Source organism: Streptomyces endocoffeicus, assembly GCF_016741935.1.
Classification (GTDB): Bacteria; Actinomycetota; Actinomycetes; order Streptomycetales; family Streptomycetaceae; genus Streptomyces; species Streptomyces endocoffeicus.
Genome location: NZ_JAERRG010000021.1, coordinates 45,862 through 72,504, shown reverse-complemented (window position 1 = coordinate 72,504; position 26,643 = coordinate 45,862). Strand labels below are relative to the sequence as shown.

Sequence of the window (26,643 nt, the reverse complement as noted above, 5' to 3'; positions counted from 1 at the left end):
AATGCCTCCAGTAGATGACCGGACACATGAGTCTGTACGATCGTACACACTTGATGGGGGCGCCTTGTGACACATTGGGGGCGTGAGCGGCACACGGCGTGAGATCCCGAACGACCCCGGGCGCAGGGACCGGATTCTCGATGCCGCCCTCCACGTCATCGCCGAAGGCGGCGTTCACAGGACGACCCATCGCAAGATCGCTTCACGGGCCGGCGTCCCTCTGGGCTCGCTGACGTACTACTTCGACGGCATGGACGATCTGCTGGCGCTGGCGTTCGCCCGCCTCGCCGACACGATGTCCCAGCTCTACCGCCGCACCGTGCACAGCGCCGGGTCGCCGGCCGAGGCCGAGGCAGCCGTGGTCGAGCTGATCTGCGGGCCGGCCTACGCCACCGACCGCGACATGACGCTCATCTTCGAGATGTACGCCTACGCCAACCACAACACCGCGGTGGCCGCGACCACCCGCTCCTGGCTGGCGCGCAGCCGGGAGAGTCTCGCCCCGCACTTCACTCCCGGAGTGGCGCGGGCCCTCGACGCCCTGATCGAGGGCTGGCCCATGCACAGCCGCTTCGACGCCGCCCCCCTCAACCGGCAGCTCGTCGCCGGAGTCGTGCACGCCGTCGTCAGCGCGGCGCCCGGTCTCCCCGACGAACAGCTCTGAGTTCGCAGACCGCGGCCAGGGCGGGGCGGACCGCCATATGCGCGGCGGTGGGGTCGTCGTGGCCGCCTGGGCCAGTCCTCCTCGGAGGCCGAGGCCCCGGGCTCGCCCACGAGGGAATGTCGTGCGGGCCGCTCACCGCACTCGTTCCGCGACCTTTGTGGCCTTGCCGAGCAGCCACTCCAGCGGCCCGCGCCGGAAAAAGCGGGACCAGAGCGTCGCGAACACGGTAGCGGCGACGAGGAATCCGAGAAGGACGTGCGGCGGGGAGCCGGGCAGTTCCTCGATGCCGAGGAAGTGGATGCCGACGATGTGGAAGACATACGCGGTCAGGGACATCGTTCCGACCGCGATGGCCGGGCGGGCGAAGCCGTGGAAGCGCGGGAAGGCGTCGACCGCGACGAGGCAGGCCGCCAGGACCGCGATCGCCACGCCGGTGTTGGCCAGGATCGAGAGGGTCGACTCACTGTGCGGTGACGCCACCAGAAGCCCGGCCGGGGTACTGCCGTCGGGGTAACCCCAGGTGTCGGACCACCACGCGGACGCGGCCGATCCCCCGTCGCCCCAGCCGCCGGCGCTCAGCTTCGACAGGGCGCCGGGGACCAGGCGCAGGGCCAGCCAGGAGCCGCCGTAACCGAGCACGGCGAGGCCGACTCCGGTGATCGCGAGGCGGGTACGGACGACGGTGGCGGCCAGGTCGAGGCGGGCCACGGCCATCCCGGCGATGACGAAGGGGATCCAGGTCAGGGCCGGGTAGCTGCCTGTGAACAGCAGCGAGACGATGCCGTCGGCGTCCGCGGGCCAGGCCCAGACGCCGTCGGCGGCGCCCGCGGGCAGCGCGCGCTGGATGACGTACAGCACCTGCGGCAGCACCAGGGCACCGGCCGCGGCGATGATCGCCAGCAGGCCGGCGCTGAGCCGGTACAGCGGCAGGACGAGCAGGAAGTACAGACCGTAGAAGGCGAGGATCACCTCGACCGGTGTGCCGCGCATGGTGAGCGCGGTGCCCAGCACCAGCAGGACGAGCGCGCGGATCACCACCTTGGCGACCGCCTGACGGCCCGCCCGGCCCGTCTTCGGGGCACGGCGGCCGGTGATCAGCATGACCGAGAAGCCGGCCAGCAACGCGAAGAGCGCGGAGGCACGGCCGTGCGCCAGTTCCATGACGTACCCGGTGACACCGCCCTGGGACGGGTCGGGGCCGATGTGGGCCGCGTACATGCCGAAGACAGCGAGGCCCCGGGCCAGGTCCACGCCGATCAGGCGACCGACCGGGACACGTCCGGTCCCGGGAGCCCTGGACGGGGCGTTCCCCGCGGTCCCGGACGGAGCGCTGACCGGCGCCGTGAGCGCCGTATCGGGTGCGTTATGGGTCATGTTCTCCAGGCTGGAGATCAGCCCTGGCCCGGGGTATCCGACGACAGTCCGGCGCTGCCCCGCCACCCGGCGGGTAAGGCCCTGCCGGGCAGGGGCCCTACGGCGGTGGTCGCCGCCACCCCGTCCACGAGCCCCGGGCTCCCCCCATCCGGCTGGGGCCCTCCCCCCGACTGGCGGGAATGTCCCTCCGTTCCTCCTCGGTCCGGGTGTCCCGATCTACGGTCGCAACGGTGACAATCGACATCGACGTGCGGCCCGAGCCGTACACGCAGGGACGGCGAGACGGGACGCACGTGATCCGGGTCATGGTGGTGGACGACGAGGCGCTGGTGCGCTCCGGTTTCAAACTCATTCTGAGCGCGGCCGACGACATCGAGGTCGTCGCGACCACAGCCGGCGCGGAGGCAGTCGACACCGTACTGCGGACAGCCCCGGGCGTCGTGCTCCTCGACATCCGGATGCCGGACGTGGACGGGCTGACCGTGCTGCGGAAGCTGCGCGCCCTTCCGGAACCGCCGGTGGTGGCGATGCTGACGACCTTCGACACCGACGAGTACATCCTCACCGCGCTGCGTTCGGGCGCGGCCGGATTCCTGCTCAAGGACACCGAGCCCGACCAACTCGCCCAGCTCGTCCGCACTCTGGCGGCGGGCGGGGTCGTGCTGTCACCGAAGGCGTCCCGCGCCTTCTGGCAGAGCCACCCCGCCGCCACGGCCGTCGACGACGAGGAGGCCGCCCGCCTCAGCAGGCTCACCGAGCGCGAGCGCGAGGTGCTCAGGCTGATCGCGGAGGGGTTGTCCAACACCGAGATCGGTACGCGGATCCACCTCAGCGCGAGCACTGTCAAGGACTACGTCAGCGCGATCCTCACCAAGCTGCGGGTCGGCAGCAGAGTGCAGGCGGCGCTGCTCGCGCAACGGGCGGGACTGCTCGGCGAAGGGCAGCGACGCCCGGGGTCCGGGCGATGACCGCGCGCGGGGCACGGTGGGGGCGGATCCCCGATCCGGTCGTCGACGCCGTGGCCGTCGCGGTCGCCGTCGTGGACGTCCTGCTGAGTCTGGAGGACGCGAGCCGCGTCGCACAGGCCCTGGCCGCGCTCGCCTGCGCCGCGCTCGCCGTGCGACGGCGCTTCCCGCTCCCGGTGTTCCTGCTCACCCTCCCCGCCAGCCTCATGCTGGACATCGTGTTCGCCCCGTTCGCCGCCCTGTTCACGCTGGCCGAGCGCTCCCGCGACCGCCGTCCGCTCATCGTGTGCGCCATCATGTTCGCCCTCGCCTCCGCCGTCCCCTGGCCGCTGGACGACCTCTCCGCACACGACCGCGCATGGACCCTGGTCTACTTCTTCTACACACTCGCCACCGCCGCCTCCCCCGTCCTGCTGGGGCAGCTTGTCCAGGCCCGCCGGGACCTTGCCCGCCGACTCGTCGAGATCGAGGAAGCGCGCGAGCACGAACGCCTCCTGCACTCCCAGGCCGTCCTCGCCCGCGAACGCGCCCAGCTCGCCCGCGAGATGCACGACGTCGTCTCCCATCAGGTCAGCCTGATCGCCGTACAGGCCGGCGCCCTCCAAGTAGCGGCCACCGACCCCGAGTTCAAGGCGGGCGCCCGCACCATCCGTTCCCTCAGCGTCGACACCCTCGACGAATTGCGCCACATGGTCACATTGCTGCGGGCCTCCGGGGGCCGGGCCACCGAGCTCACCCCTCAACCCACCCTCGCCGATCTGCACAAGCTGGTCACGACCAGCGGCATCCGGGCCGAACTGACCGGCGAACTCCCACCGGAGGTCAATACCACCGCACAGCGCACCGCCTATCGCACAGTCCAGGAAGCCCTCACCAACGTCCGAAAGCACGCACCGGGCGCCTCCGCGACCGTGCGGCTCTGGCGAGCCGACGACGGCGACACCTTCGGCATAACCGTCACCAACACCCCACCCACCCGCCCCTCGCTGCCTCTTCCCGGTTCCCAGCAGGGCCTGGTCGGCCTCAGGGAACGGGCCGAACTCCTGGGCGGCACCTTCGAGTCCGGGCCCACGGCCGTCGGCGGCTACGAAGTGAACCTCCGCATCCCCGCTCGCACCGACTGACGCCACCTCGGTCGCGGCGTGTGCCGAGGTGGAACGTGGGCCGGGTGGTGTCGCGTTGACCGGCGGTGGTCGCCGGGCGTCCCCCGAGTGGGGCGTCAGGTGAGCCCGTTCCCCGCGACGCGCACCAGGAGCGTGTGCAGCGTCTCCCGTTCGGCGGGGGCGAGCGGGGTGAGCAGTTCGTCGGTCACCCGCCGGCCCGCCTGATCCGTGTCGCGGAGGAACGCACGCCCGTCCTCGGTGAGAACGACGATGCGGCTGCGGCGGTCGTCGGGGGCGGGGCGGCGTTCGGCGAAGCCCAGTTTCTCCAGGTCGTCCACCAGGCCGACGATCGCGCTCGGGTCATAGCCGAGCCGGGCGCTCAGTTCTCGCTGCAAAGCGCCCTCACAGGTGGCGAGGTAGCGCAGCACGGCGTAGTGCCGCAGCCGCAGCCCCGACTCCTGGAGGAAGGTGTTGAACAGCTGGCCGGAGCGCAGACCGAGGCGGTACAGCAGATAGCCCGTGTCCGCGTGCAGCCCCCGCATCCACGGTTCGTCCGCGTCGATGGGGGGCGGGGTGTCGGTGTGCCGGCGGGCGATGGCGGGCTCCCTGGTCTCGGCCCCGGGGCGCCGGTCTCGGCTCCCTCCGGAGGGGTGGGTCTCGTGTGCAGAGTCCAGCATGACGCACCCGAGGTGGACAACAACTGTTGACGACACCAATTATTGCGCTTAGCTTCGATCTCGCCGCCGCACCCCGCGCCGGACAGGCGCACCCATGCGAAGGGACCCGCTCGTGCCCACCATCGATCTGACCGGCAAGGCCGCCGTCGTCACCGGTAGCGGCCGGGGCCTCGGCCTCGCCTACGCACACGCCCTCGCCGCCCACGGCGCGTCCGTGGTCGTCAACGACATCGACGAAGCCGTGGCCGAACAGGCCGTCACGTCCATCGCCGAGGCAGGTGGCACCGCCGTGGCCGAGGTGGTCCCGGTCGGCTCCGCGGAGGCCGCCGACCGGCTGGTGAGCCGTGCCGTCGAGGAGTTCGGCCGGCTCGACGTCCTGGTCACCAACGCGGGCATCCTGCGCGACAAGGTGCTCTGGAAGATGACCGACGAGGACTTCGACGCGGTCATCACCACCCATCTGCGAGCCACCTTCACCTGCGCCCGCGCCGCCGCCGTGCGCATGCGCGAGCAGGGCGAAGGCGGCACACTCGTCCTCGTCGGCTCCCCGGCCGGGCAGCGCGGCAACTTCGGCCAGACCAACTACGCCGCCGCCAAGGCCGGGATCGCCGCCATGGCCCGCACCTGGTCCATGGAACTGTCCCGCGCCAACATCACCGTCAACGCGGTCGTGCCGGTCGCCGCCACCGCGATGACCGAGACCATTCCCGCCTTCGCCCCGTATGTCGAGGCCCTGAGGAACGGCGAACCGCTGCCGGACTTCCTGCGCAAGGGCGAGGGGTTCGGCACCCCGGAGGACTGCGCCGCCCTCGTCCCCTTCCTGGCCTCCGACGCCGCCCGCGGCATCACCGGCCAGTGCGTCGGCATCGGCGGCGACAAGGTGGCGCTCTGGTCGCATCCGCAGGAGATCCGGACCGCCTACGCCGACGGCGGCTGGACCTCCGAGGCCCTCGCCGACGCCTGGTCCACATCGGTCGGCGCCGAGCCGCAGACGGTGGGCATCCCCGCGCCGAAGACCCCGGAGGCGTGATGGACCTCCGGAATCTGGTCGCCATCGACGTCCACACCCATGCGGAGGTGTCCTCCAAGGGCCACTCCTCCCTGGACGACGATCTGCACGACGCCTCCTCCGCCTACTTCAAGGTCGAGGGCAAACGGAAGCCCACCCTCGAGGAGACGGCCGCCTACTACCGCGAGCGGCGGATGGCCGCCGTCATCTTCACGGTGGACGCCGAATCCGCCACCGGCACCGAGCCCGTCCCGAACGAGGAGGTCGCCGAGGCCGCCGCCGCCAACCCGGACGTCCTCATCCCCTTCGCCTCCATCGACCCCTTCCGGGGGAAGGCGGGCGTCAAGCGGGCCCGGCGGCTGGTCGAGGAGTACGGCGTGAAGGGCTTCAAGTTCCACCCCAGCATCCAGGGCTTCTTCCCCAACGACCGCTCGGTGGCGTACGGCCTGTACGAGGTGATCGAGGAGACCGGCACCATCGCTCTCTTCCACACCGGCCAGACCGGCATCGGCGCCGGTGTGCCCGGCGGGGGCGGCATCCGGCTGAAGTATTCCAACCCGCTCCATGTGGACGACGTGGCCGCCGACTTCCCGCATCTGAAGATCATCCTGGCGCATCCGTCGTTCCCCTGGCAGGACGAGGCACTGGCGGTGGCGACCCACAAGCCCGGCGTGCATATCGACCTGTCCGGCTGGTCGCCGAAGTACTTCCCGCCGCAGCTTGTGCAGTACGCCAACACGCTGCTGAAGGACAAGGTCCTGTTCGGTTCGGACTTCCCGGTGCTCACCCCGGACCGATGGCTGGCCGACTTCGACAAGCTCTCCATCAAGGAGGCGGTCAAGCCGAAGATCCTCAAGGAGAACGCGGCCCGGCTGCTCGGGCTGACGAAACCGTAAGGGGTGTCGGATGCGCAACGAGGGACTGGGGTCGTGGCCCGCACGCCGGGCCCGTAAGACCCCGCACCGCACGGCCCTGATCCACGGCGAGCGGTCGATCGACTACCGCACCCTGCACACCCGCACCACCCGCCTCGCCCATGCCCTGCGCGCCCGGGGCATCAGGCGTGGCGACCGCATCGCCCATCTCGGCCCCAACCACCCCGCCTATCTGGAGACCCTGTTCGCCGCCGGCCTCCTCGGCGCCGTCTTCGTCCCCCTCAACACCCGGCTCACCGGCCCCGAGATCGCCTACCAGCTCGCCGACTCCGGCGCCAAGGCCCTCATCCACGGCGCCGCACACGCCGGACTCGTCGGCGGACTGCCGGCCGGCACCGATGTACGGATCCGCGTCGAGATCGGCGACGCGTACGAACAGACCCTGGCAGCGGCGCCGACCGAGCCGATCGACGAACCGGTCTCCCCCGACGACACCTGCCTCATCATGTACACCTCGGGGACGACCGGCCGTCCCAAGGGCGCGATGCTCACCCACTCCAACATCATCTGGAACGCCGTCAATGTGCTGGTCGACCACGACCTGTACGCCGACGAGCGCGCCCTGGTGTCCGCCCCGCTGTTCCACACCGCCGGGCTGAACATGATCACCCTGCCGGTGCTGCTCAAGGGCGGCACCTGCGTCCTGGTGGAGGCCTTCGACCCCGGAACGACCCTCGATCTGATCGAACGGCATCGCATCACCTTCATGTTCGGAGTGCCGACGATGTTCGGCCAGGTGGCCCGGCATCCTCGCTGGGCGAACGCCGATCTGTCCTCGCTCCGCATCCTCACCTGCGGCGGATCACCCGTGCCGACACCGCTCATCGCCACCTACCAGGAGCGCGGGCTCACCTTCCTCCAGGGCTACGGCATGACCGAGGCCGCGCCCGGCACCCTCTTCCTGGACGCCGAGCACGCCGCCGACAAGGCGGGCTCGGCGGGCGTACCGCACTTCTTCAGCGACGTACGGGTCGTACGGCCCGACCTCACCCCGGTCGGCACCGGCGAGACCGGCGAAGTGGTGGTGCGCGGACCGCATGTGATGTCCGGCTACTGGGGTCTGCCCGAGGAGACGGAGGCCGCGTTCGCGGGCGGCTGGTTCCGCAGCGGGGACGCGGCCCGGGTCGACGAAGACGGTTATGTGTACATCGTCGACCGGATCAAGGACATGATCATCTCCGGCGGCGAGAACGTCTATCCCGCCGAGATCGAGGACCTCCTGCTCGCCCACCCGGGCATCGCCGAGTGCGCGGTGATCGGTGTCCCGGACGACACATGGGGCGAGGTGCCCCGGGCGGTCGTCGTCCCGGCGGCGGGCACCGGACTCGACCCGGAGCAGGTGCTGGCATCACTGTCCGGGCGGCTCGCCAAGTACAAGATCCCCAAGTCGGTGGTGGTCGCGGACGAACTTCCGCGCACCGCCTCCGGGAAGCTCCTCAAGTCCCGGGTGCGCGACCGCTACGGCACCCCCACCCCTGAACAGGAAGCCGATTCATGAGCATCACCGTCAACGGCCTGGACGAACTGAAGAAGCTCGCCGACTCGGACCTCGGCACCAGCGAGTGGATCGAGGTCACCCAGGACCGCGTCGACACCTTCGCCGATGCCACCGACGACCACCAGTGGATCCACACCGACCCGGAGCGAGCGGCCCAGGGCCCCTTCGGCGCGCCGATCGCGCACGGCTACCTCACACTGTCCCTGTTCATCCCGCTCGTCACCCAACTGCTGGACGTACGGGGTGTGACCACCAAGGTGAACTACGGCCTGGACAAGGTGCGCTTCCCCGCACCGGTGAAGGCCGGATCCCGCATACGGCTCGCGGCCCGGCTCACCTCGGTCGAGGACGTGCCCGGCGGCGTCCAGATCACCGTCGACGGCACGATCGAGGTGGAAGGCGGCACGAAGCCCGCGGCGGTGGTGCGGAGTCTGTCCCGCTTCTACGTCTGATGCGACCTGTCGCGGTACCCGCGATGAGTTCCCTGCCCGGCGCCGGTCTGTACAAGGACGGAGGGGAGGAGCACAGCCATGGCTCCCCCGGCGCTCCGGCGTGACAGCGGCGAGGCGCCCTGAGCGAGGTCACGGCCGACCACACCGACGACATCGTGATGTTCGACGTGCCGCCGCCGTACCAGGGCGTGCGGGGCCTCGCCGCGTATCAGGAGGTCTGGCCGCCGTTCTTCGCCTGGCAGGCACAGGGCGCCTGCTTCGAGATCGAGGAGCTCGAGATCACGGCGGGCGAGGACGCCGCCTTCGCCTTCGCGCTACTGCGCTGCGGCACCGAGGAGGAGCTGGCCGATCGGCCTGAGGTCCGGCTGCGCCTCACGCTGGGTCTGCGCAAGGAGGAGGGACGCTGGGTGGTGGCACACGAGCACCACTCCTTCCCCCATGACCCGGAAACCGACCGGCCGAAGACCGCTCCGCGTCCCTGAGCAGGAGCACCCGCCGACTACTCGGAGACCGGAGAACACATCACGCGGCGAGCACCTGTGCCACCGCCATCGCGGGCAGGGGCGCCGCCGGGATGCGTACCGGTGCGACCGGGCCATGAGCGGGCCACACGCGGTATGTGGTCTTGGCCGGATCCACCAGGGGCTCACCCAGAGTGATCCGCCCCTGGGAGTACAGCCTGTCGCATACGGGGGTGGGCAGCGCGACGTAGCAGCCGCCCCTCTTGGTGACGGAGTCGTACGGCTGCCAGTAGCCGTACCGGCGTCGTCCACTCGCGCGCACGGTGCAGAACACCGGGGTGCGGGAGTTGGACATGACGCGGAGAACACCGGCGTCGGCAGCCTCGAACGGGACCTCGGAACGGGAGCGGGACGAGTAGAGGACCGGGGACATCAAGGCTGCCTTTCCGAGGGGCCGGGGCTCAAGATCAGCTACCCAATTAAAGCAGTGATTTGATCTCGATGGCACAACTCCCATACAAGCGGCGGGGCTTGAGCACGACTGACGTTTCCCGCTGTGATTCACCGGCGAGCGACCGCGGCAGAAGAGAAACAGCCAACTTCACGGTCAGGGTCGCGGATGGGCGTCGTGGGTGAGGAGGGCGAGCTGGACGCGGTTGTCCAGGTCCAGTTTGGCCAGGGCGCTGGAGAGGTGGGCCTTGACCGTGCCGAGGGAAAGGTGCAGGCGGGTGCCGATGTCGGTGTTGGACAGGCCTTCGGCGACCGCCTCGGCCACCTCGCGCTCGCGTTCGGTGAGCGACGCCAGCCGCTGCCGGGCGTGTTCGGCGCGGTCGTCCGGTCCGCCCGCCGCGTGCCGGATGAGGGCGCGCGCGGCGGACGGCGACAGCGCGGGCTCGCCGCGGGCGGCCCGCCGTACCGCCTCGACGATTTCCTCGGGCACGGCGTGTTTGACGAGGTACCCGGCGGCACCGGCGCGCATCGCCTCCAGCACCAGGCCGTGCTCGTCGAAGGTGGTCAGCACGATCACCTGGGGTGCCTGGGCACCGCGCCGGGTGAGTTCGCGGGTGGCCGCGAGGCCGTCCATGACCGGCATCCGGATGTCCATGAGGACCACGTCGGGCGCGTGTTCACGGACGGCGGCGGCCACCTCGGCGCCATCCGCCGCCTCCCCCACGACCTCGATACCGTCCGCCCCGCGCAGCATCATCTTCAGCCCGGTCCGCACCAGGGGGTCGTCGTCGGCCAGCAGCACTCGGATCATGGCGTCACCTCGCGGGCCACGGTAGCCGGGCGCGCAGCGTGAAGGTGCCGTCGGTGGCGGTGTGGTCGAGGGTGCCGCCGTCGAGACGGACCCGTTCGGCGAGCCCGGTCAGACCGGCGCCGGTGCCCGGGACCGCCCCGTCGGCACGTGGCGCGGCGGGCAGCCCGTTGCGGACCTCCGCGGGCAGCCCGTTGCGGACCTCCACGGTGAGGCCGCCGCCGGGACCTCCGGCCAGCCGTACGGTGACGGGTGTGCCGGGCGCGTGCTTGCGGGCGTTGGTCAGACCCTCCTGCGCCACGCGGTAGACGGTCCGGTGCATTTGCCCCCGCAGCTCGCGGACCGCGTCGGCGGTCAGCTCGGTGCGGAAGTCCACCGGCTGCCCCGTGGCACGGGCGTCCGCGACCAGGCCGTCGATGTCCGCGATCCGTGGCAGCAGCGACACCGGCTCTCCCCCGGCCTCCGCCCGCAGCAGGTGCAGCACCTCCTGCAACTCCTCCACGGCCTGGTGCGCGTTCCCCCGGATCACCTCGGCGCTCTCGGCGACCTCGGCGCCGCTCAGCACGGGACCGGCGCCCGCCTCCGCCTGCCGGGTGCGGTAGGCCAGCGCACCCGCGTGCACCGAGAGCAGGGAGACGCGGTGCGCCAACACGTCGTGCATCTCGCGGGCGATGGCCTGGCGTTCACCGCGGCGGGCGTCGGCGAGCCGACGCTCGTGTTCGGCCCGGGCCCGCTCGGCGTCCACGCGCAGCCGCTCGACGAGCAGCCGCCGGGAACGCAGGGCGTTGCCCGAGGCGAAGGCGGCCAGGAGGTAGGCCAGCGAGAACGCGGCGTCGAACCACAGGTCGTCGGCCGCTCCCGACAGCAGCAGACCGGAGGGCACCATGCAGACCACGTACGCACCGAGCATCAGCAGCGCCTGCCGCCAGCGCAGACGGAGCGCGAGGTTGGTGACGATCACCGCACCGGCGGGCAGAGCGCTGGTCGCCAGCGCCACCGCGGGCAGCCCGATCAGCGCCACGGCGAGCGGGAACCCGCGCCGCCACCACAGCGCGCAGCAGGCCACGAGCCCCAGCAGCGGGTCCAGTTCCGCCGCCCAGCCCGGCAGATCGCCCTGCTCCTTCACCACGCCGAGCACGACCATGCCGAGGAAGACGGCCGCGCAGAAGAGGACAGCGTCCACCGCCCGGTCGCGCCAAGTGCGCCCGGCCGGGCGGGCGGGGTCGAGGCCGTTGGTCATGCGGTGAGGGTATGCGGGCCGCGAGGGGCGGCACATCGGCCAACCGGCCGGACATCCCTCGGCCATCGGTCCAACTCCCGCTACCTCCTTGTGGACCATCGGCGAATGGCGCCGACCCCGGTGGCCCCCGCAGGCTGCTGCCATCCGGAAGACAGGAGAGAACGAGATGGGTGCGGTCCAGGTCAGCAGGGCGCGGTTGCTGCGGCTCGCGGGGGCCGTCGCGGTCGGCGCGGCACTGCCCGCCGGGTACGCCGCCGCGACGGAGTGGCACGACAGCACACGTGCCCCGGCCGATCGGAAGCGGGCGGGGAACACCCGGCCGGGCGGGGTGCGCTATCGCGGGGTCGTCTACGAAGTGGGGGAAGGCGAGACGCCGGCGACGGCGTGGAACGCGGCTCGTACCCGCGCCGACCTGCGGGCGATCCGCCGCCAACTGCACGCCGACACGGTGAAGATCACCGGTGATGGCGTCGAGCGGCTCACCCGCACCGCGGCCGAGGCGGCCGAGAGCGGTCTGCGTGTCTGGCTGGAGCCGACCCTCGGCGATGTGCCCGCCGCGGACATCCTGGACCACCTCGCGGAGACCGGACGGTTCGCCGAACGGCTGCGCCGGCAGGGTGTGCGGGTGCATCTCAACGTGGGGTGTGAGTTCCTGCTGTTCGTCCCCGGGATCGTGCCCGGCGCCACCGCGACCGAGCGGATCGAGAACCTGGTCAAGGGCGACTACGACCCGGTGAAGACCGCCCGGCGACTGCGCCGGTTCACCGCGCGGGCCGCCGCCGTCGGCCGCTCGGTGTTCCGCGGGCCGCTGTCGTACGGGGCCGCGCAGGACGAGGACGTGGACTGGGACCTGTTCGACCTGGTGTGCGTCGACTACTACGGCTGGTTTCCGAACCGCGCCGGGCACGTCAAGGAGCTGCGTACCTACCAGCGTCACGGCAAGCCGCTCGCGATCACCGAGTTCGGCTGCTGCACCTTCGAGGGCGCGCCCCGCCTGGGTGGCATGGCCTGGGATGTCGTCGACTACGCCAAGACGCCGCCACGGGTCAAGAAGGGGCTGGTGCGCGGCGAGCACACACAGGCGGCGTATCTGACCGATGTGCTCGATGTGTTCGAGTCGATGAATCTGTACGCGGCCATGGCCTACACCTTCGTCACGCCCGACGCCCCACACCGCCGTGAGCCGCGACTCGATCTGGACATGGCCAGCTACAGCCTGGTGAAAGTGATCCGGGACCGTCCGGCCGAGCCGGATTCCCCTTGGCACTGGGAGCCCAAGGAATCCTTCCGGGCCCTGGCCGGCGAGTACGCCCGCCACCGACGGCGTCCCTGAGTGTGCGGCCACTCACCTGGTGATTCATACGCGCTCGTACGCCCCGCCCGCACCGTACCGGCGCAGCAGCCACAGGCCGTACACCAGATGGAAGGCGTATACGCTCGCCTGCCACCAGTCCGGGGCCGCGCCAGGAGAGCGGATCTGGAAGAAGTCGTCGAGGCCGTGGACGACCACCATCGGCCAGACCGAGCCGATCGCGTAGCGCAGTGCGGCGCAGGTGAAGCCGAAGAATCCGGCGGACAGCATCTGCCACAGAGTGTCGTCGAGCGGGTCGCCGAAGAACAGGAAGTTCTGGATGTGCCCCGCTCCGAAGAGGACGGCGACGCCGACGGCCGCGCGCACCGGACCGAGTGGGCCGAGGGCCTGCTGGACGAGTCCCCGGCTGTACATCTCCTCGTTGATGCCGACCCACAGCAGCGACACCAGGCCGCTGACGACAACGGTCGCGCCGCCGTCGAGGCCGGCCACGGAGTACGAGCAGGCGACCAGCAGCAGCGGCGCGGCGAGCCACCAGCGGCGCGGGCGGCCGAGCGTGGCCACCCCGGAGGCGCGCAGCCGGCCCCACCGCCACAACACGAGCCACACCCCCGCGGCGCAGATGGCGTTGACCAGGGTGGCGCCGAGGTCCGGGTACCAGGAGGGCGCCAGTGGAGGCAGGATGACCTTGGCGAAGAGCAGCAGCACGGTGTGCCATGCGAACGTCAACTCCACCGCGCCCCACAGTGGATGACGGATGACGTGGTCTTTCCACGACTGCATCACGCGGACGAGCGTAGCCGCGGGCGCGGAGAAGCGAACGCGGAGCTTTCGGTGATCGAGATGATCCGGTCTCGCTTCGCTACTCCTGGCTGGACTTTCGGCACCGGGCTTCCTACGCCGGGCGGGCCCGGCGGGCGCGGTAGGCGCGTTGGCGGCAGGCGTCGGAGCAGTAGGTACGTGGGCGGCCGGTGGAAGCGGGGCGGGAGACGGGGGCGCCGCACTGCGGACAGGGAGTTTCGTAACGTCTTGATGTTTTGTCGCGGCCATTGGGCTGGTTCCGGACGAACGTCTCGATGCTGTCCAGCACGAGCCGGAGACCGAACTCGAAGCCACGGTCGCGGGGGTGATGCAGGGCACCCGCGGCGCGGAGGCTCGCCACCACCGGATAGCGCGCCGGGACGAAGACGGCGTCCCAGAAGTGGGCGCGGGCGGCCCACCACTGCTCGTCGGTCAGGCCGGAATGGCGCTCGACGGCGGCCGCGTCGAGGGCGTCGCGGGCGGCGCCACGCACATAGGCGTCGACCGTGTCGAACACGTTGACCAGCGCCGCCGGGGGCAGACCGGTCGCGGTGAGCACCCTCAGGACGGACTCGTACCAGGCGAAGCCGTGAGGGCCCAGGGCGGGACGCCCGGCCGGAAGGCGCAGGATCCAGGGATGACGGTGGTAGAGGCCCCAGTCGGCGCGGGCGGACAGCTCCAGCCGGCTCCGCCAGTCGCCCGGCGCGGCATCGGCCGGCGGGACTTCGCCCATCACGGCGTCCGTCATGAGGTCGAGCAGCTCGGCCTTGCCGGGCACATACCGGTAGAGCGACATCGTGGTGCAGCCGAGCCGTTCGGCGATCCGGCGCATGGACACCGCGGCAAGTCCTTGTGCGTCGGCGATCCCGACGGCGGTGCCCACGATCTGCTCCAGGGTGAAGGCGGGGCGCCGGCCTCGGTTGGGGCGCTCGCCCAGGCCCCAGAGCAGTTCCAGGCCGCGCACGGCGCTCGTTTCCTCGCTGTGGCCGGATTGCATCCGCCATCACCCCGCCAAACGTTGACCACCACTCAGCGTATGCGTACAGCATAAACAATGAAATTGAACCGAATGACTCGTTCGACCATGGTCCTCGCCTGTCTCGCCGCCACCCTCTCCGGGACTCTCGCCGCCGGACCGCAGGACCGGGCGGTGGCCCTGTCCCGGGAGCCGGTCGGGATGGACCCGGCCTGGCGACAGCAGGTGCTGCGCGTGCCCGGCACGTTCGTGCGGCCCACATCGGTGGCCGTCGAGGGAGACGGTGGCACCGTCACCGGCGCCGACGGGGCGTTACGGGAGGGCGGCGCGGCGGCGATCCTCACCACGACCGCACCGCGAGGCGCGCGGCTGGTGATCGACCTCGGCGTACTGGCCGGGGGATACGTCGAGTTGGGGATCCGGCGGGCGTCGGGCGCGCCGATCAGAGCGTCGTACGCGGAGGCGCGCCAGTACCTCGGCCCGGACGGGGACGCCGATCCCGACCCCGACGGCTTCTTCTACGGGGGCCGGTCCCTGGGCACCGACGACGATCCCGACGGACGGGCGGACGTCTACGCCCCGCCGCGCGGATCCACCGTGCTGCGCAGCCCCGGTCTACGCGGCTCCCAGCGGTACGTCGCGATCACACTGGACGGACCCGGTTCGCTCGCTCTGGACTTCGTACGGGTGCGGCAGACGGTCTTCCCCGGCGCGTACGACGGACACTTCCTCTCCAGCGACCCGGTGCTCAACCGGGCCTGGTACGCGAGCGCCTACGGCCTGGATCTGTCGACGGCCCGGGGACGCCGTACCGCCGTGGGGCGGCCGTGGGTCGTCATGGACGGCCCCAAGCGGGACCGCACCGTCTACGCGGGCGACGTCCAGCTCGTGGCCCTGGCCGCGTACCAGCAGGGCGGCGCGTACCGCCGCGTACTGCGCGACACCATCAACCTGTTCGCCTGCCAGCAGCGGCCCGACGGCACACTTCCGGCCACCAGCCTGATCGACGTGCCATGCGAACCCGGCGACCCCGGCCCGCCGGACGGGTCACCGGCGGGGTTCGAACCGCCGGGCGCGGCCGGGAAGGTCAGGCTCGACAGCTTCACCCTCCTATGGGTCGTCAGCGTGGCGGACTACCTGCGCTTCACCGGGGACAGGGCCTTTGTGAGGCCGCTGCTGCCCGTCGCCCGCCGCGCCCTGCGGTTCTTCGGCGAACACGCCCCGGACGCCGACGGCGGGCTGTTCCGGACCGCCGACTACGACGGGCTGCCCGCCCAGAACTGGCACACCCCGGACCGGGCCGCCGGCGTCGACGCCACCACCAACGCCGCCTACTACGCGGCCCTGCGCTCACTGGCCCGGCTCGAACGCTCCGTGGCGGGCGACCGGGGCGCCGCGGCGGCGCTCGACCGCCGGGCGGACCGGGTCCGGGCCGCGCTCCTCACCAGGCTGTGGGATCCGGCGGCCGGGGCCATGACGCTCAACACCGACGACCCGCGCCGCGACCACACCGCCGATGCCAACGCCGCCGCCCTCGCCTTCGGGGTACTCGACCGCCCGCGGGCCCGGCGCGCCATCGCGTACCTGAACACCCACCTCAGCGGTCCGTACGGCACGCTCACCACCCGGCACACCGACAACCCCTATATGACGCGGTACATCTCCCCGTATGTGATGGCCCAGGAGAGCCTGGGCCGGTTCCGCCACGAGGACGGCGCCGGAGCGCTCGGGCTGATCCGCACCGCATGGGACCACATGATCCGCAAGGGGCCCGGAACGCCGTGGGAGGAGGCCGGTGCCGACGGGAAGCCGGCCGTGCCCCGGCCCGGCACATCGCTGGCCTGGGGCGGACACGTCGGCATGGCCCACGCCTGGAGCACCGCGGTGCCCGCACTGTCGATGAACGTGCTCGGCGTCCGACCGCTCGCCGACGGCTACCGCGGGTGGGCGGTGGAGCCCGAGCCGGTCGACCTGGGCTGGGCACAGGGCGACGTCCCGGTGCCGGCGGGCACGTTGTCCGTACGGTGGCGGCGCGGGGCGGGCGACGATTCGTTCGTCCTCACCGTCCGGGCACCGGAAGGCACGGCCGGCCGGGTCGCGGTTCCCCTCCTCCACAAGGACCGCACCATCGCCGTGAACGGCCGGATCGCCTGGCGCGACGGCCGCCCGTCGGGGGACGCGGGCCGGGGAGCCCACCGCGTGGGCGACGCGGTCGTCTTCGAGGGGGTGCGCGGAACCGCCACCTTCGCCTGGGCGGGGTAGCGCCCGCGGCCGAAGAGAAAAGGGTTGGGCGGGATGACGCCCGGGTTGGTAGCGTGCGGGCGAGCCCGTGACACCGAGCCAGGAGGTGAGACCCATGAACGCTGTATCCCTGTGGGTGCTCCCCCGCTTTGTCACGGCCGGGCGATCGATGTAGGTGTCGCCGGGAGCGCCTCGACAACAAGGCACTCCCCGAAAGGCAACAACCTATGCATTCTGTGCGGTTCACCGCGGAGACATCGTCCAACGGTGTCATGGAACGCGACTTCACCGTTGGTGAGGTCACCGGTGTGCTCTGGTCGCCCGCGTCCGGCCCCGATCGCGCGCCCCTGGTGCTCATGGGGCACGGTGGCGGCACCCACAAAAAGGCTCCGGCGATGGCGGGCCGTGCGCACCGTCTGGTGACCGGCTGCGGTTTCCACGTGGCCGTCATCGACGCGCCCGGTCACGGCGGCCGGCCGCGTACGGCGCTCGACGAGCGGGAGATCGCCGCGATGCGGCGGGCGATGGCGGCGGGCGAGCCGGTCGGCCCGATCGTCGTCCGTTACAACGCCCACCTGGCCGAGCGTGCGGTGCCGGAGTGGCGGGCGACCCTGGACGCCCTCCAAGAGCTGCCGGAGATCGGCGCCGAAGGGCCGGTCGGCTACTTCGGTCTGAACATGGGCACGGCGATCGGGGTGCCGCTGACCGCGGCCGACCCCAGGATCACCGCCGCGGTCTTCGGCGTCTTCTGGCACGACTTGGCCGAGACGGCGCGGCGGATCACCGTTCCGATCGAGTTCGTGCTCCAGTGGGACGACGAGCACATCCCGCGCCAGTCGGGTCTGGCGTTGTTCGACGCCTTCGCCTCCAAGGAGAAGACGTTGCACGCCAACGCGGGCAGGCACAAGGAGGTGCCCAGGTTCGAGGCCGACAGCGCGGTCCGGTTCTTCGCCCGGCACCTCGGCCGGGCCGTCACCTCACCGGCCTGACGTGGCGGGTATCGGCGCCCGGCCACCGGTGGTGCCGCCGGGCGCCGATACCACGCCCCGCGGCACCGCCTCCCGCGGCTCGGCCGGTGCGCGAAGCACTCGCGAAGCACTCGCGAAGTACGCCGATAGCATCGTGTTCGACCGTCAGCGGACACCCAAGCCGTGAAGGAGCGCCGACGTGCGACTCAGCCCGCGAACCGTGCACCAGATCGATTCACCGATGGGCGCGACATATGCCCTGTTGGCGGGCCGCAGCGGCGAGCGTGCGCTACTCGATCTGGCCCAGGCCGCGCCGAGCTACCCGCCCGCGATCGAGATGATCGACCACGTCGCCAAGGTCGCACACGAGCCGAACGGCGCCGCCTATGTGCCGGCTCCCGGGCTGCCCCGGCTGCGGGAGGCGTTCGCCGCCGACCTCAGCCGCGCTTACCGGAGCCCGGTGGGGGCCGGTCAGATGGTCGTCACCGCGGGGTGCAATCAGGCATTCTGCCTGGTCGCCCAGTCGCTCACCGAACCGGGTGACGAGGTCATCGAAGCCCTGCCGTACTACTTCAACTACGACATGTGGCTGCGCATGAACGGTGTCGTGCCGCGATACCTCGAGCCCGGCCCCGGCCTCGTGCCCGACCCGGAGGCGGCCGAAGCGCTCATCACGCCGCGCACCAGGGCGATCGTGCTGGTCACCCCGGGCAACCCGAGCGGCGTCACCCTTCCGCCGGATGTGCTCGCGGGGTTCTACGAGCTGGCGAAGCGGCACGATATCGCGCTGATCCTGGACGAGACCTACCGCTCGTTCCGCGACACGGAGGAACCGGCACACGAGCTGTTCGCCGACCCGGACTGGGAGCGGACCCTGGTGAGCCTGCACAGCTTCTCCAAGGACCTGGCGATACCCGGCTACCGGGTGGGCGCGGTCGTCGCCTCGCCCGAGCTGAGCCGCGAGGTGATGAAGTTGCTCGACTGCGTGGCGATCTGTCCTCCGCGCATCGGGCAGGAGGCGGCCTGGGCCGGGCTGACCTCGGCCCAGGAGTGGCGACGTGCGCGTGCGAACGAGGTCGCGGACAAGCGACGTCGGCTGGAAACCGCGCTGGCCGATCGGCCGGGCGGTTTCGAGCTGATGAGCGGCGGAGGATTCTTCGGCTGGATCCGGCACCCCTTTGCCGAGCGCCCCACCGACGAGGTCGTGCGCGACCTCATCACCCGCTACGACACGCTCGTCATATCCGGCACCGCCTTCCTGCCCGACGACCGCCAGATGTTCCGGGTCAGCTTCGGCAACGTCGACCAGGCCGGACTCACCGAGTTCGCCGAGCGTCTTGATCTGATGGCCCAGGATCTCCTCGGCTGACCGGGCACTCCGGCGCTCGGCGGAGCCGTCATGCCACGCTGCCCAGCATGAACGTACTGCCCACCGCGTTCGGCACAAAGGCATCCGGCAGCCGGGTCGCCAGCGTCTGCTGTGCCGGCCAGGTCGACGACCGACCCGAAGCGCAGGTGCAGGCCGCCCAGGACCGCGTACAGCCGGTCGATCCCCGTCACCTCCCGGGCGTGCCGGATGATGTTGATGATGCCGTCGGTGGTGCGGCTGACCTCTCCGCTGGTCGCCATGCCCGCCACAGACCCTCTGGCCGGATCGGACCAGGTCGATGTCGCGGACTTGCGCGGACGCGCGAGCTTCCGGCTGCCACCGGGCACCGACCCGCAGTGGTGTGACTTCTGGCTCGCCACCGACACCGCCGACCCGGACCCGCCCGTGGTCAGCACGATCGGCGAATGCCTGCACGCGGTCGTCTGGCGATCGGCCGTCGGCCTGCTCCCGGCCGCCGCCGCTCGCCGCCACGCGGCACCGGGTGTCAGCTTCGTTCCCGTGACGGGCCACCAGCCGAGCCGGGTGGTGCTCGCCTGGCGCGCCGGAGAGGTGGACATGCTGGTCCACGATCTGATCGACATCGTCGGCGGCGGCACCAGAACGCCCGCCTCGGTGCGCCGGGCGCGGTAGACCGGGGGGATGCCTGCATGTCAACGAAGAAGGGGGGTGACCTGATTACCCGCCGCACCTCCGCTCCGTAGCGTGATCGTCGTTCCCGGTTCTGTTCAATCCGAGGGAGGAATGGCGGCAATGAGGTGTTCGATCCGTCGATCTGGTGGTCGGGGCGGGAAGCGCCTCGCGGTGCTGGCGACGGTCGCCGCGGTGGCTGTCTCCGGGCTGACGACGGCGGGGTGCGAGGCCGGAGTCTCCCATGCGGTGGCGGAGCGGACCGCGCCCACCGTCGCCGAGTCGCTCAGGAGCGACCTCAGGAAATATCTGGACGCTCATGGCAGGAAGGACCATTTCTCGGCGCTCTCACTTCGGGTGACCTACGCCGATCAGCGGCCCGATATCTCCGTCAGCGCCGGGACGACGCGCTATGGCGGCGGTGGCCAGGTGCCGGGTGACGCGATGTGGCAGATAGGCAGCAACACCAAGGCGTTCACATCCGTGCTTCTGCTTCAGCTGGAGGCCGAGGGAAAGCTGTCCCTGCACGACAAGCTGGGAGAGTGGCTTCCCCGGTATCCGGCGTGGCGCGATGTCACCATCGGGCAACTGCTGTCGATGACCAGCGGTATCCCCAGTTACACCGAACAGAGTGCGTTTCTCGAAGACTTCGACGCCGATCCGTCGACGCGCTTCACAGCGGAGCGTCTGGTGTCCTATGCGGAGGGCCGGCCGCTGGGCCCGGCGAAGTACGCCTACTCCAACACGAATTACCTCCTCGCGCAGATGATTGTCGAACGGGCGTCGCATGACAGCTACTCCGATCGGCTCACCGAGCGCATCATCGAGCCCCTCGGGCTGCATGACACCTGCCTGCCCGCGGAGTGCCGCCCGGACACGGCCTCGCGCATGCCGACCCCGTACTCCGTCCAGTCCATCCTGCCGACCCACGTCAACAAGGCGCTTCCGCCGCTCGGCCTGTCCTGGGCGCAGGGTGCGGGCGGCTTGGTGAGCTCGCTGAAGGACGTGACGACCTGGGACAAGGCGCTGTACGGCGGCCGCCTGCTGCCCGCGGCGCAGCAGCGCGAGCTGGAGTCCCTGACCTCGATGAAGACGAGCAAGCCCATCACGACCGTCACGGCCGGCGATCCTCTCGGCTTCGGGCTCGGCGTCGCGAAACACGCCGACCCCGTGACCGGGACGGTCTGGTTCTACGAAGGGGCCACCCTGGGTAACCGGGTGCTGCACCTGTACTTCCCGAAGAGCCGCATGGTCATCGTCGTCGCTGTCAACAGCTCTGTCGAAGAGGACACACTGCCCGACCTCGCCGGTACCGTCTACAAGACGCTTTCGGCGAACGACGCGCACGACGCGCACGACCGGTCATAGCTCATCAGGGGGAGCGACTCCGTTGATCAGCCAGGATCTGAAGATCATGGTCGCCAATGCGCTGACCGGTGTGCGGGCGCTCGGCCTGTTGCTGAACTGGCCGGTGTGGGCGATGCGGCACCACCGCCGGAGGCCGGCCGTCGGCCCGCTCGTCGAACGTCAGAGCCAAGTGGACACCATGGTGCTCGGACCTCTTGAAACAGAGCGCACCACTCCGGCACGGGAGGTCCTCTGGCTGGTCTTCCAGGCCGTGCTCGGCCCGGCGGTGCTGGGTTTGAGCATGGTGATGTGGGCGATCGCGCTGTTCTCGGTCAGCACACCGCTGTGGTGGCGGCTGGGACCCCCGGCCGTGGTCTTCGTTCCGGTCCGGGACACCACCAGCTCGGTCATCGCGGCGCTGTACGGGCTGATCCTCCTCCTGCTCGCCGCCGCGTGCTCGCACGGACTGCCACGCTGGCACGCACGCGTCGGCCGGACGCTGCTGGAGGGGCCGCACCGGAGCCGCCTCACCCGCCGGATCGCCACCCTGACCGCGTCACGGACCGGGGTGCTGGAGGTGCAGGCCGCAGAGCTGCGCCGGATCGAACGCGATCTCCACGACGGCGCACAGGCGCGGCTGGTGTCCACCGGCATGCTGCTCGGCCTGCTGGATATGAGGCTGCGCGAACTCCCGGACGACAGGAAGCTGTTACGGGAGGCCCGCGCCGAGATCGGCGCGGCCCTGCGGGAGCTGAGGGACGTCGTACGCGGCGTCTATCCCCCGATCCTGGCGGACCGGGGGCTGGCCGGGGGAATCGAGTCGCTGGCCGAGCGGGCCGGGGCGGCGCTGACCGGTGTCGCGGTCACGGTCGATGTCCCCGGGAGACTGCCGGTGGCGCTGGAGTCCACGGTGTACTTCGTCGTCGCCGAGGCGCTGACCAACGTCACCAAGCACAGTGGCGCGAACCGGGCCGAGATCACGGTGCGAAGTGACCGGGAGCGCGTGCGGGTCGAGGTTCTGGACGACGGCCGGGGCGGGGCCGATGAACTGCGCGGCACCGGAATCGCCGGTCTGCGGCGCCGCGTCGCCGCCTTCGACGGCAGTCTGTCGCTCGTCAGCCCGGTCGGCGGGCCCACCACTCTGCGCGCGGAGCTGCCATGCGTGTCGTGATCGCCGAGGATCTGCTGCTGTTGCGCGAGGGGCTGAAACGCCTGCTGGCCGAACTCGGCTGCACGGTGGTGGCCGCCGTCGACCACCCCGACGCGCTCCTGGAGGCACTCGACCAGGAACGTGCCGACGTGGCCATCGTCGACATCAGGCTGCCCCCGACCTATCGGGACGAGGGCCTCCGCGCGGCCATCGAGGCCCGCCGGCGCCGGCCCGGCGCACCGATCCTCATCCTCTCGCAGTACATCGAGCAGACCTACGTCCGGGAGCTGCTGGCCGACTCCGACGGCGGAGTCGGCTATCTGCTCAAGGACCGTGTCAGCGAGGTGACCGAATTCCTCGCCGCGTTGGAGACCGTCGCCGCCGGTGGCACCGTCCTCGACCCCGATGTGATCGGCCGGCTGGTCAATCGGCTGACCGGGGCCGACACCCTGGCCGAACTGACCCCGCGCGAGCGGGAAGTGCTCAAACTGATGGCCCGCGGACTGTCCAACGCCGCGATCGGCACGGAGCTGTCCATCACCGAACGCGCGGTCTGCAAGTACATCAACCGCATCTTCAGCAAGCTCGGACTCCCACCGACGGACAGCGCCAACCGCCGTGTGCTCGCGGTGCTGCACTACCTGGACGACGGCGACCGGCGCGGCTGACCGGGAACGCCCGTGGGGCCCGGCGAGCGCCGCCCGGTCTTGCCGAGGGTGTTCCGGGTGCGGAAGTGGAAGGCGAGGAGGGCGGCGAGTGCGATCGAGGGCCTCCTCCCCTTGGCGTTGCGCCATAACGAGCCGGGGGTCTCGAAGGCACGGTGACGACCCGATACCCGGGCTGTGCGTTCATCCGATGCGGTGGGGCCGGTGCGGGGGAACCCGGTGCGCGGGCGGTGGACGTCTAGGTTTCCGGTATGACCACCTCCCCGTCCCGTTCCATGGCACAGCGCCCCTCGCGGCCGGCGCCGCAGCACACCACCGGCTCGGCGCCCTTCGGCGCGCCGCACCCTTCGGTCGGCGCCGAGGCGTGGTATCTCAACGGGCATCTGCGCGACGAGAGCGGCGACACGTACACGTGGATGGTCAGCTTCCTGAAACACCACGATGTGCGGGACCGCGCCGCCCGTCCCGGGTACGGCCTGGTGTCCACGTGCTCGGGCCCGGCAGGGGTTTCCCACCGCGCCTGGATGTCGCCCACCATGCATCGCGCGGTCCACGACACGCTCCTCGGCGACACCGCGCTGGATCAGCGGGTACGCGAGGCGCTGACGGAGGCCCTCGCCGAGGGCCCGCTGCTGCCCGACCGGATGCTGACCGAGCCGGTGATGGACTCGGCCGAGACGCTCGACATCTCCTTCGGGGAGCCGGCCGCGCTGCGCCGCGAGGAGGACGGCGGCTACCGCCTGGCCTTCCAGGACGAGGAACGCTTCGAGCTCGTCCTCACCCCCGTCAAGCCGGCGGTCCCGCAGTTCGACGCCCAGGGGTGCTACCCGGGGCGGCTGCCGACCGGCGCGGACACGATGACGTCGTACTTCGTGCCCCGGCTGCACGCCCACGGGACCCTGCGCCGCGCGGACGGCACCCAGCAGCGGGTGGAGGGGCACGCCTGGTTCGAGCAGGACTGGGGCAGCACCTACTACGACGTCCGGCGAGCCCCGGGAACGCCGGACCACACCTGGGAGTGGGCGGGCATCCAGCTCGGCAACGGCTGGGAGATCAGCTGCGTCCACGCACGCAACACCGACCCCGCCACCGGTGCCACCACCCTGGAGTTCACCCGCGCCACGGCGGTCGCCCCGGACGGCGGGGTCGGCTATCACGACGTGGACTGGCGGCCCGTGCGCCACTGGACCTCGCTGGCCACCCTCAACACCTACCCGACCGCCGTGCGCGTGAGCGTCCCCGGCCTCGGCCTGGATGTCGAGGTGATCGCCCCGGCGGCGGAGGGCGAGGTCCGTACGCTGCTCGTCGGACGCGCCCTGTGGGAGAGCCCCGCCACCGTGCGCGGTGTCATGGGGACCACGCCCGTGGCCGGCACGGCATTCCTGCAGACCCTCCCGACCAACACCATCGGCGACATCGAGCACTACATGCGCCGCACCCACGACATCGCCCGCGCGGAAGCCGCCGCGCTCTACTCCACCGATGCCACCGATGACACCGCGCTGGGGCTGCTCACCGGCATCGGCGACGGAACGGGACTGGACACCGCCACCCGTATCCGCCTCCACCAGGGGATCGCCGCTCCCCTCCTGCACCTGCTGGACAACCCCGGGCGCTCCTGGCGCCCCTACGTGGCCGCGGCCGTACTCTGCCTTCTCGACGCCGACCCCGAGCCCTACCGACCGCTGACGGCGGTCACCGAGCTCCTCCATGTCTCGGCGCTGGTCATCGATGACATCCAGGACAACTCCCCCACCCGGCGCGGCCGTCCGAGCGTCCACGAGGTCTTCGGCACCGCTCCCGCCATCACCGCCGGCACCCTCGGCTACTACACCTTCGACGCCCTCATCCAGCGCGTCCCGCAGGCCGACCCCGGCACCATGCTGCGCATCTACCGGCTCTATCTGCGGGACCTGCGCGCCGCCCACGCCGGTCAGGCCCTCGACCTCGCCGGGCACCACACCGCGTTCGACGAAGCCGTGGCGACCGGTGACGCCCACGCCCTCCTCGACCAGATCCGCACCGCCCACCGGCTGAAAACGGGCATGCTCGTGCGCAGCACCGCGGAGGTCTCCGCGATCCTCGGCGGCGCCGACGAGGTCCAACTCGCCGCGATCTGCGAGTACTTCGAGGCCGTCGGCATCGCCTACCAGATCACCGACGACGTCGCCGATCTGTACGGGCAGTGCACCCGCGACGAACACCAGCGGGGCATCACCACCCGCTCCCCCGCCGAAGACCTCCGCAACGGCGAGGTCACCTACCCCGTGGCCCACGCCACCGGCCTCCTCGACACAACCGACCGCCGACGCCTGCGCGACGCCCTCCGGGAGCGCTCCGACGCCGGTGCGCTCGAAGCGTCCGAGCTGCTGCTGCGCGGCGGAGCCGTCGACGCGTGCGTGGCCGAGGCCCGCACACTCGTCGACAAGACCTGGGACGCCCTCGCGCCCTTGCTCCCACCGACCCCGCACAAGGCCATGGTGCGCGCACTGGGCTGGTACGCCGCCCAGCGGGAAACGGACCACATCCCCCGAGGATGAACAAACCGGTCGCCATGCCGGTCACGCGGACATCCTGCGTGAACTCATCGACGGCAGCACCGGGCGCTGAACGTCCATCCGCCTCCGCGGGACCTCCCCGACCGCCGCGGGCCTACTGCGGGTAGGCGGTGTCGCGGGCGGTCTTCTCCCAGGTGGTGACGTCGGAGCGGATGGCGTCGAGGTGGGTGAGGACCGCGTCGACCGCGTCGCTGCCCAGGGGCAGCCGCAGCGGCGTCCGCTCGGCGTCCAGGGCGGTCAGGATCGCCGTCGCCGCCCTGGCCGGGTCGCCCGGCTCCGTGCCCCCGGCGGTCCGGGTCATCCGCCGGGTGGGCCCGACGGTCTCGGCGTAGTCGGCGATCTCCTCGCTGGCGCCGGTGTTGTCCATCAGGCTGGTGCGGAAGGCGCCGGGCTCCACGATGAGCACCTTGATGCCGAGCGGGCGCACCTCCTCCACCAGTGCCTCCGAGAATCCCTCCAGGGCGAATTTGGTGGCGCTGTAGGCGGAGAATCCGGCGAAGGACATCTGGCCGCCCATACTGCTCATCTGGACGATCGCACCGGAGCGCCGGGCACGCATGGCCGGGAGCACGGCCCTGACCAGGGCGGCGGGGCCCAGGACATGCAGGTCGAACAGCGAACGCAGCTCGGCGTCGGTGGTCTCCTCGGCCGCGCCGACATGGCCGCGCCCCGCGTTGTTGACCAGGACGTCGACCCTGCCGTGACGGCTCACCACATCCCGCACGGTGGCCTCGATCCCGGCGATATCGGTGACGTCCAGCGGCAGCGCCTCCACCTGGTCGGGGTGCGCGGCCACGAGGTCGCCCAGCGCCTCCACACGGCGTGCGGTGGCCACGACCACGTCCCCGGCGGCCACCGCGGCTTCGGTGATCGCCCGGCCGAAGCCACTGTTCGCCCCGGTCACCAGCCAGACCTTGCCCATCGGACATCCCTTCACGGAGGTGTTGTGCTCTTCGGGGTCGACTCTCGCGG

24 protein-coding genes and 1 pseudogene are annotated in these 26,643 nt (G+C 71.2%); 17 read left to right on the top strand and 8 right to left on the bottom strand.

All coding sequences use genetic code 11. The features are described 5' to 3' along the window. The first annotated feature begins 82 nt into the window (after positions 1-82). On the top strand, positions 83-664 hold the full coding sequence (locus JK364_RS37880; protein ID WP_201855938.1) for a TetR/AcrR family transcriptional regulator: 582 nt from the start codon (positions 83-85) through the stop codon (positions 662-664). 132 nt (positions 665-796) lie between these two features. On the opposite strand, the gene JK364_RS37875 is transcribed toward JK364_RS37880, so the two are convergent. After that, entirely contained in the window at positions 797-2,038 is a 1,242-nt protein-coding gene (locus JK364_RS37875; protein ID WP_201855937.1) for a DUF418 domain-containing protein, read from the bottom strand. Between the two features lie 305 nt (positions 2,039-2,343). On the opposite strand from JK364_RS37875, the gene JK364_RS37870 reads away from it, so the two are divergent. Together JK364_RS37870 and JK364_RS37865 are read left to right on the top strand one after the other, a co-directional pair. Next, entirely contained in the window at positions 2,344-3,006 is a 663-nt protein-coding gene (locus tag JK364_RS37870) for a response regulator (protein WP_201856047.1), read from the top strand. Beyond that, positions 3,003-4,127 carry a sensor histidine kinase gene (locus JK364_RS37865; RefSeq protein WP_201855936.1) on the top strand — a complete coding sequence of 375 codons (1,125 nt, stop codon included), beginning with the start codon at positions 3,003-3,005 and terminating at the stop codon, positions 4,125-4,127. The genes JK364_RS37870 and JK364_RS37865 overlap by 4 nt, the downstream gene beginning before the upstream one ends. Before the next feature lie 95 nt (positions 4,128-4,222). Here the strand turns inward: JK364_RS37865 and JK364_RS37860 are convergent, their stop codons facing one another. Next, positions 4,223-4,648: a MarR family winged helix-turn-helix transcriptional regulator gene (locus JK364_RS37860; protein ID WP_201856046.1), complete on the bottom strand. Its 426-nt coding sequence runs from the start codon at positions 4,646-4,648 to the stop codon at positions 4,223-4,225. 247 nt (positions 4,649-4,895) lie between these two features. Here JK364_RS37860 and JK364_RS37855 point away from each other — a divergent pair, with 247 nt between their 5' ends. The 5 genes and pseudogenes from JK364_RS37855 to JK364_RS37835 form a co-directional block, all read left to right on the top strand. Beyond that, complete coding sequence (locus tag JK364_RS37855; protein ID WP_307841493.1) at positions 4,896-5,813, top strand: SDR family NAD(P)-dependent oxidoreductase; 918 nt, start codon at positions 4,896-4,898, stop codon at positions 5,811-5,813. Continuing rightward, positions 5,813-6,688 carry an amidohydrolase family protein gene (locus JK364_RS37850; protein ID WP_201855935.1) on the top strand — a complete coding sequence of 292 codons (876 nt, stop codon included), beginning with the start codon at positions 5,813-5,815 and terminating at the stop codon, positions 6,686-6,688. Before JK364_RS37855 ends, JK364_RS37850 begins: the two co-directional genes overlap by 1 nt. A 10-nt stretch (positions 6,689-6,698) precedes the next feature. Continuing rightward, positions 6,699-8,225 carry an o-succinylbenzoate--CoA ligase gene (gene menE / locus JK364_RS37845; protein WP_201855934.1) on the top strand — a complete coding sequence of 509 codons (1,527 nt, stop codon included), beginning with the start codon at positions 6,699-6,701 and terminating at the stop codon, positions 8,223-8,225. Further along, complete coding sequence (locus tag JK364_RS37840; protein ID WP_201855933.1) at positions 8,222-8,677, top strand: MaoC family dehydratase; 456 nt, start codon at positions 8,222-8,224, stop codon at positions 8,675-8,677. The genes menE and JK364_RS37840 overlap by 4 nt, the downstream gene beginning before the upstream one ends. A 110-nt stretch (positions 8,678-8,787) precedes the next feature. Next, a pseudogene (locus tag JK364_RS37835) lies at positions 8,788-9,159 on the top strand (nuclear transport factor 2 family protein); the annotation flags it as partial. Positions 9,160-9,199: 40 nt separating this feature from the next. On the opposite strand, the gene JK364_RS37830 reads toward JK364_RS37835, so the two are convergent. The 3 genes from JK364_RS37830 to JK364_RS37820 all read right to left on the bottom strand — a co-directional run bounded on the left by JK364_RS37830 (position 9,200) and on the right by JK364_RS37820 (position 11,636). Then, positions 9,200-9,571: a hypothetical protein gene (locus JK364_RS37830; RefSeq protein ID WP_201855932.1), complete on the bottom strand. Its 372-nt coding sequence runs from the start codon at positions 9,569-9,571 to the stop codon at positions 9,200-9,202. Between the two features lie 174 nt (positions 9,572-9,745). Continuing rightward, positions 9,746-10,399 carry a response regulator transcription factor gene (locus tag JK364_RS37825; protein WP_201855931.1) on the bottom strand — a complete coding sequence of 218 codons (654 nt, stop codon included), beginning with the start codon at positions 10,397-10,399 and terminating at the stop codon, positions 9,746-9,748. 4 nt (positions 10,400-10,403) lie between these two features. Further along, positions 10,404-11,636: a sensor histidine kinase gene (locus JK364_RS37820; protein WP_201855930.1), complete on the bottom strand. Its 1,233-nt coding sequence runs from the start codon at positions 11,634-11,636 to the stop codon at positions 10,404-10,406. A 166-nt stretch (positions 11,637-11,802) separates the two neighbouring features. Between JK364_RS37820 and JK364_RS37815 the strand changes: the two genes are divergently transcribed. Further along, positions 11,803-12,969, top strand: a complete 1,167-nt coding sequence (locus tag JK364_RS37815) for a glycoside hydrolase family 113 protein (RefSeq protein WP_201855929.1) — start codon at positions 11,803-11,805, stop codon at positions 12,967-12,969. A gap of 24 nt (positions 12,970-12,993) precedes the next feature. Here the strand turns inward: JK364_RS37815 and JK364_RS37810 are convergent, their stop codons facing one another. Beyond that, positions 12,994-13,731 (bottom strand): CPBP family intramembrane glutamic endopeptidase, encoded by a 738-nt coding sequence (locus JK364_RS37810; RefSeq protein ID WP_201856043.1) that lies wholly within the window; start codon positions 13,729-13,731, stop codon positions 12,994-12,996. Positions 13,732-13,843: 112 nt separating this feature from the next. Continuing rightward, the gene (locus JK364_RS37805; protein WP_201855928.1) at positions 13,844-14,746 is read right to left on the bottom strand and encodes a TetR/AcrR family transcriptional regulator; all 903 of its coding nucleotides are present in this window, start codon (positions 14,744-14,746) and stop codon (positions 13,844-13,846) included. Between the two features lie 72 nt (positions 14,747-14,818). Between JK364_RS37805 and JK364_RS37800 the strand changes: the two genes are divergently transcribed. From JK364_RS37800 to JK364_RS37765, 8 genes are all read left to right on the top strand, one after another. Then, entirely contained in the window at positions 14,819-16,987 is a 2,169-nt protein-coding gene (locus JK364_RS37800) for an alpha-L-rhamnosidase C-terminal domain-containing protein (RefSeq protein ID WP_201855927.1), read from the top strand. 206 nt (positions 16,988-17,193) lie between these two features. Next, a complete protein-coding gene (locus JK364_RS37795; RefSeq protein WP_201855926.1) occupies positions 17,194-17,955 on the top strand; it encodes an alpha/beta fold hydrolase in 762 nt (253 codons plus the stop codon). A 178-nt stretch (positions 17,956-18,133) separates the two neighbouring features. Continuing rightward, a complete protein-coding gene (locus JK364_RS37790) occupies positions 18,134-19,303 on the top strand; it encodes an aminotransferase (RefSeq protein ID WP_201855925.1) in 1,170 nt (389 codons plus the stop codon). Between the two features lie 258 nt (positions 19,304-19,561). Next, positions 19,562-19,954 carry a LysR substrate-binding domain-containing protein gene (locus JK364_RS37785; RefSeq protein WP_230993107.1) on the top strand — a complete coding sequence of 131 codons (393 nt, stop codon included), beginning with the start codon at positions 19,562-19,564 and terminating at the stop codon, positions 19,952-19,954. Positions 19,955-20,026: 72 nt separating this feature from the next. Next, entirely contained in the window at positions 20,027-21,319 is a 1,293-nt protein-coding gene (locus JK364_RS37780; RefSeq protein WP_307841492.1) for a serine hydrolase domain-containing protein, read from the top strand. Between the two features lie 22 nt (positions 21,320-21,341). Further along, the gene (locus JK364_RS37775) at positions 21,342-22,469 is read left to right on the top strand and encodes a sensor histidine kinase (protein WP_201855923.1); all 1,128 of its coding nucleotides are present in this window, start codon (positions 21,342-21,344) and stop codon (positions 22,467-22,469) included. Next, positions 22,457-23,116, top strand: coding sequence for a response regulator transcription factor (locus JK364_RS37770; protein ID WP_201855922.1), 660 nt, complete (start codon positions 22,457-22,459; stop codon positions 23,114-23,116). The genes JK364_RS37775 and JK364_RS37770 overlap by 13 nt, the downstream gene beginning before the upstream one ends. Before the next feature lie 248 nt (positions 23,117-23,364). Further along, complete coding sequence (locus tag JK364_RS37765) at positions 23,365-25,653, top strand: polyprenyl synthetase family protein (RefSeq protein WP_201855921.1); 2,289 nt, start codon at positions 23,365-23,367, stop codon at positions 25,651-25,653. A 112-nt stretch (positions 25,654-25,765) separates the two neighbouring features. Here the strand turns inward: JK364_RS37765 and JK364_RS37760 are convergent, their stop codons facing one another. Then, positions 25,766-26,593: an oxidoreductase gene (locus tag JK364_RS37760; RefSeq protein ID WP_201855920.1), complete on the bottom strand. Its 828-nt coding sequence runs from the start codon at positions 26,591-26,593 to the stop codon at positions 25,766-25,768. Positions 26,594-26,643: the final 50 nt, after the last annotated feature.

Excerpts from the sequence above, each read along its gene's own strand:
- JK364_RS37865 (WP_201855936.1), top strand. The coding sequence starts at position 3,003 with ATGACCGCGCGCGGGGCACGGTGGGGGCGGATCCCCGATCCGGTCGTC.
- JK364_RS37850 (WP_201855935.1), top strand. The coding sequence starts at position 5,813 with ATGGACCTCCGGAATCTGGTCGCCATCGACGTCCACACCCATGCGGAG.
- JK364_RS37785 (WP_230993107.1), top strand. The coding sequence starts at position 19,562 with ATGCCCGCCACAGACCCTCTGGCCGGATCGGACCAGGTCGATGTCGCG.
- JK364_RS37840 (WP_201855933.1), top strand. The coding sequence starts at position 8,222 with ATGAGCATCACCGTCAACGGCCTGGACGAACTGAAGAAGCTCGCCGAC.
- JK364_RS37800 (WP_201855927.1), top strand. The coding sequence starts at position 14,819 with ATGACTCGTTCGACCATGGTCCTCGCCTGTCTCGCCGCCACCCTCTCC.
- JK364_RS37795 (WP_201855926.1), top strand. The coding sequence starts at position 17,194 with ATGCATTCTGTGCGGTTCACCGCGGAGACATCGTCCAACGGTGTCATG.
- JK364_RS37805 (WP_201855928.1), bottom strand. The coding sequence starts at position 14,746 with ATGCAATCCGGCCACAGCGAGGAAACGAGCGCCGTGCGCGGCCTGGAA.
- JK364_RS37860 (WP_201856046.1), bottom strand. The coding sequence starts at position 4,648 with ATGCGGGGGCTGCACGCGGACACGGGCTATCTGCTGTACCGCCTCGGT.
- menE (WP_201855934.1), top strand. The coding sequence starts at position 6,699 with ATGCGCAACGAGGGACTGGGGTCGTGGCCCGCACGCCGGGCCCGTAAG.
- JK364_RS37810 (WP_201856043.1), bottom strand. The coding sequence starts at position 13,731 with ATGCAGTCGTGGAAAGACCACGTCATCCGTCATCCACTGTGGGGCGCG.
- JK364_RS37820 (WP_201855930.1), bottom strand. The coding sequence starts at position 11,636 with ATGACCAACGGCCTCGACCCCGCCCGCCCGGCCGGGCGCACTTGGCGC.
- JK364_RS37875 (WP_201855937.1), bottom strand. The coding sequence starts at position 2,038 with ATGACCCATAACGCACCCGATACGGCGCTCACGGCGCCGGTCAGCGCT.
- JK364_RS37815 (WP_201855929.1), top strand. The coding sequence starts at position 11,803 with ATGGGTGCGGTCCAGGTCAGCAGGGCGCGGTTGCTGCGGCTCGCGGGG.
- JK364_RS37760 (WP_201855920.1), bottom strand. The coding sequence starts at position 26,593 with ATGGGCAAGGTCTGGCTGGTGACCGGGGCGAACAGTGGCTTCGGCCGG.
- JK364_RS37765 (WP_201855921.1), top strand. The coding sequence starts at position 23,365 with ATGACCACCTCCCCGTCCCGTTCCATGGCACAGCGCCCCTCGCGGCCG.
- JK364_RS37830 (WP_201855932.1), bottom strand. The coding sequence starts at position 9,571 with ATGTCCCCGGTCCTCTACTCGTCCCGCTCCCGTTCCGAGGTCCCGTTC.
- JK364_RS37825 (WP_201855931.1), bottom strand. The coding sequence starts at position 10,399 with ATGATCCGAGTGCTGCTGGCCGACGACGACCCCCTGGTGCGGACCGGG.
- JK364_RS37870 (WP_201856047.1), top strand. The coding sequence starts at position 2,344 with ATGGTGGTGGACGACGAGGCGCTGGTGCGCTCCGGTTTCAAACTCATT.
- JK364_RS37770 (WP_201855922.1), top strand. The coding sequence starts at position 22,457 with ATGCGTGTCGTGATCGCCGAGGATCTGCTGCTGTTGCGCGAGGGGCTG.